The organism is Candidatus Streptomyces philanthi (assembly GCF_059553635.1).
In genome coordinates this window covers 1-4,422 of sequence record NZ_JCANQV010000389.1, presented here as the reverse complement: position 1 = coordinate 4,422, position 4,422 = coordinate 1, and the positions used below count along the sequence as shown (strand labels likewise).

The window sequence follows — 4,422 nt, the reverse complement described above, 5'->3', positions numbered from 1 at the left end:
ACCGAGGTCGCCCAGGAGATACGCCGCACCCTCGACCAGCACCGGCGGCGCGGCGCCGAACTGGCCGCGCTGTTCGACACCGCGGGGGATCTGGCCGCGCTGCGCGATCTCGACGCGGTGCTGCGCGCCATCGTGCACCGGGCGCGGACGCTGCTGGGCACCGACGTCGCCTACCTCACCCTCACCGACCCGGTGGCCGGGGACACCTGTATGCGGGTGACCGACGGCTCGGTCTCGGCGACGTTCCAGCAGTTGCGCCTGGGCATGGGTGAGGGGCTGGGGGGCCTGGTCGCGCAGACGGCACGTCCGTACACCAGCGCCGACTACCGCACCGACCGGCGCTTCCGGCACACCCGGTCCATCGACGACGGTGTGGGCGAGGAGGGTCTGCGCGGCATCCTGGGCGTGCCGCTGCGGGTCGGTGAGCGGGTGACCGGTGTGCTGTTCGCGGCGGACCGCAGCCCGCGGGAGTTCGCCCCCGACGCCATCGCCCTGCTCACCTCGCTCGCGGACCACGCGGCCGTCGCGATCGACAGCGCCCGGTTGCTGGAGGAGACACGGTCCGCGCTCGTCGAGTTGAACGCGGCCGGGGAGACGGCCCGCGCCCACAGCGAGGCGCTGCGGCGCGCGGCGGACGCCCATGACCGGCTCACGGACCTGGTGCTGCGCGGCGGCGGGGTCGACGACGTGGCGCAGGAGATCGCCGCCCTGTTCGGTGGTGGTCTGGCCGTTCACGACGCGGACGGCAGTGAACTGGCCCGGGTCGGGACCGGCCCGGTGACGCCGTCGCCGCAGGGCGTGGAGGCGTCCCGTACGCAGGGGCGCGCCGTGTCCGTCGACGGCAGTTGGGTGTGCGCGGTGCTGGCCGGTTCGGAACCGCTCGGGAGCATCGTGCTCGTCGGACGGTCCGTGCTGACGGCGGCCGACCGGCGGCTGTTCGAACGCGCTGCCCTGGTCACCGCGTTGCTGCTGCTTCTGCGGCGGTCCGTCGCCGAGGCCGAGGACCGGGTGCGCGGGGAGCTCCTCGACGATCTGCTGGCCGCCGGGCAGCCGGACGGCTCCCGCGACACGGGCAGCCTCACCCTCCGGGCGCGCCGGCTGGGCGTCAATCTCACGCTGCCCCAGGTGGTGTTCGTGCTGGACGCCGCCGCCGAGCTGCGGCCCCGGCTGGCCGGTGAGGCGGCCCGCCGGGCGCGTGCCCTCGGGGGCCTCGCCGGGACCCGTGACGGGCACACCGTGCTGCTCGTCCCGGGCGGGGAGCCGGGGCCGGTCGCCCAGGACCTCGCCGTGGAGTTCTCCCGCGGCCTCGGCGTCCCGGTCACGGTCGGGGCGGCGGGGCCCGCCGACCGCCCCGAGCTGCTGCCGGACGTCCATGGCGAGGCCCGCCGCTGCCTGGACGCGCTGCACGCCCTGGGCCGTACCGGGGACGGCGCGAGCGTCGGTGACCTGGGGTTCCTCGGGGTGCTGCTGGGCGACCGCGCGGATGTGGCGGGCCATGTGGAGCGCGTCCTCGGCCCCGTTCTCGCCTACGACCGCAGGCGGGGCACCGAGCTGGTCCGTACCCTCGACGCGTACTACGCGCACGGCGCCAGCCTGGCCCGCGCCAAGGACGCGCTGCACGTGCACGTCAACACCGTCGTGCAGCGCCTGGACCGGGTCGCCCGTCTCCTCGGACCGGACTGGAACAGTCCCTCCCGTGCCCTGGAGACCCAACTGGCCCTGCGGTTGCACCGGCTCACCCGGTACGGCGCGCCCCCGGAGTGACGAGCGGCCTCAGCGTGTCCGTCCTCCGGGTGAGAGACCACGCGTGCGGAAGAAACCAGATCCGGTGCCCCTTCCGCTTCCGGGTGCCACCGGGGGAGCCTCGGGGCACAGGCCGGTACGCCGGCGCACACCGCACCAGAAGTGGGTCACACCGTGGACGACGCACGCACACCCCGCCCCGAGAGCGCCGAAGGGGCCGTGGGAACCGATTGGTACGTGGACGACCGCTGCACCAACTGCGATGTCGCCCGGCAGCTCGCCCCCGGGCTGATCGGCGAGGTCGGCGGACGCGCCGAGGTACTGCGGCAACCCGACGGGGCGGAGGAGGAACGGCTGCTGCACGCGGCCGCGTTCGCCTGCCCCACCCGGTCCGTGCGGCGCCGGTCCGGGCGGCCGGCCGTCGCGCTGGACCCGTTCCCCCTCGCCCTGGACGACACCGTCCTGCTGTGCGGGCACAACTCCCCGCACACCGCCGGCGCCAACGCATACCTCCTGCGGCGGCCCGGCGGGACGCTGATGATGATCGACACCCCGCGCTGGAGCGAGCAGCTGGCCGGCCGGTACGAGGACATCGGAACCGTCACCGACGTCCTGCTCACGCACCGGGACCACGCGGCGCACGGCCGCCGCTACGCCGACCGTTTCGGCGCGCGCCTGTGGATCCACGAGGGCGACCTGGACGCCGCCCCCGACGCCGACCGCGTCCTGCGCGGCACCGAGGCCGTGGAGATCGCCGAAGGGGTGCGGGCCCAGCCGCTGCCCGGGCACACCAAGGGGAGCGTGCTCTACCTCGCCGACGCGCGGTACTGCTTCAGCGGCGACAGCTTCTACTGGTCCCGGACGACGGGTGACTTCGAGGTGGCGGAGAGCGTCACCTGGTACTCCGTCGAGGAACTGGCGGCTTCGCTGAACCGGGTGGCCGGCCGTCTCCGGTTCTCGTGGCTGCTCCCCGGGCACGGCGACCGCCGGCAGCTGCCCGCCGCGGAGATGGCGCGGAGGCTGGAGGACCTGGCGGTCCGCGCGCGGCGGATGCGGCCCCGGCCGGTCGACTTCACGGCGGTGCGATGGTGAACGGCGGGCGCGGCGGCCGGCCCGTCGGTTAACAGCGCGTCGTCGCCGCCACTCGTTCGGGTGGCATGGGGAGGGACGGGGCGTCATCGCCGACGGCGGAACGTTCTCCTGACATCTGGGACCAGGAGGGGAGAACATGGGACTGTCACGCACCTACAGGAGCGTCATCAGCGAAGGACCGACTCCGGCCGATACGGCGCGGGCACCGGGGCTGCCGTATCCGAGCGGCTGGTCCGCGCTGGCGTTCTCGGACGAACTGCGGCCGGGGACGGTACTGACCCGGCCGCTCGCCGGTGAGGACGTCGTGCTGTACCGCACCGGCTCGGGCGACCTCCGCGCCGTACGGCCGTACTGCCCGCATCTCGGCGCGCATCTCGGCGGCGCCAAGGTCGACGGGGACGAACTGGTCTGCCCGTTCCACTTCTTCGCGTTCGCACCGGACGGCTCCTGCGTACGGACCGGGTACGGCAGCCCGCCGCCGCGGACCCCGCTGTCGTCCCTGCCGGTCCTCGAGGTCAACGGCGCGGTCTTCGTGTGGCGGCACCACGACGGACGGGAGCCGGACTGGTCCATCCCCGAGTGGCACCGGATCGGTCATCTGCCCGCCCGGCACGCCGCCTGGGAACTCGCGGGCAACGCCCAGGAGGTCATCGAGAACTCCGTGGACCTCGGGCACTTCGCCACCCTGCACGGCTGGTCCAAGGCGGAGATCGGCGGCCCCGTCGCGTACGACGACCATTCGTTCCATGTGTCGATGCGGGCCCACGAGCGGGCGCCGCTGCTGGGGAACTTCATCGTGGAGGTGGAGGTGGACGGGTACGGGCTGTCCTGTCTGCACGCCGACGTCCACACGCCCCGGATCGGGCTGCGGATGTGCACGATGGTGATGCCGACGGCGATCGGCCCCAACCGCATGCAGTTCCGGCAGCTCAACCGCATCGCCTTCGCCGAGCCGTCCGGCCTGCCCGCGCCCCTCGCCCGCGCGGTGAGCCGGACCGCCGCACGCCTGCTGAACCGTCCCGTCTTCAAGGCCAGTTGCGAGTTCACCGCCGCCGACTTCCCCATCTGGAACCACAAGCGGTACCAGCAGCCGCCCCGGCTCTCCCACGGCGACGGCCCCATCGGCCCGTTCCGCCGCTGGGCCCGCCGCTTCCACCCACCGGAGGACGGCGGAACGGCACCGGGGCCGCGCGGGACGGCCGCCTCCACGGGCACGGAGGTGGGGACGGGCGTCAGGACGGAGTTCCGGAAGGGGGCGGCCGATCGGGCGTGAGCGGGCGGTAGGCGGGGCGCAGCGGTCCGGTGGACGGGCGGCGTGTGCGGCGTGTCCGGGCCGTTCCTGCGGTCCGGTCGGCCCGGGTGCCCTGGACGGGCCTCGCGTGCCCATGACGGTCGTAGCCGCACGGCGGCCGTCTCCCCTCTTGAGGCAAAATCCGAACAGCACACCACAATGTGACCTGCCTCATGCCGCCCTGTGTCGTGCACGAGCTGCCGCTCGGACGTGTATCTGACGTCAGCACAGCACGCCGCCGTCCGGCGGCAGCAGCACAAGGGGGAAACCATGCCGTTCATTCCGAGGACCGCGGC

Annotated in this window: 3 protein-coding genes; all 3 read left to right on the top strand. The window is 74.0% G+C overall.

The window, feature by feature from the left end; genetic code table 11:
* The coding region (locus tag AC51EU_RS27510) for a helix-turn-helix domain-containing protein (RefSeq protein ID WP_496269791.1) at nt 1–1,764 on the top strand (1,764 nt) is incomplete at its 5' end.
* Between the two features lie 153 nt (nt 1,765–1,917).
* Nucleotides 1,918–2,835, top strand: a complete 918-nt coding sequence (locus AC51EU_RS27505; RefSeq protein ID WP_496269790.1) for an MBL fold metallo-hydrolase — start codon at nt 1,918–1,920, stop codon at nt 2,833–2,835.
* A 136-nt stretch (nt 2,836–2,971) separates the two neighbouring features.
* A complete protein-coding gene (locus tag AC51EU_RS27500) occupies nt 2,972–4,108 on the top strand; it encodes a Rieske 2Fe-2S domain-containing protein (protein WP_496269789.1) in 1,137 nt (378 codons plus the stop codon).
* Nucleotides 4,109–4,422 lie beyond the last annotated feature (314 nt).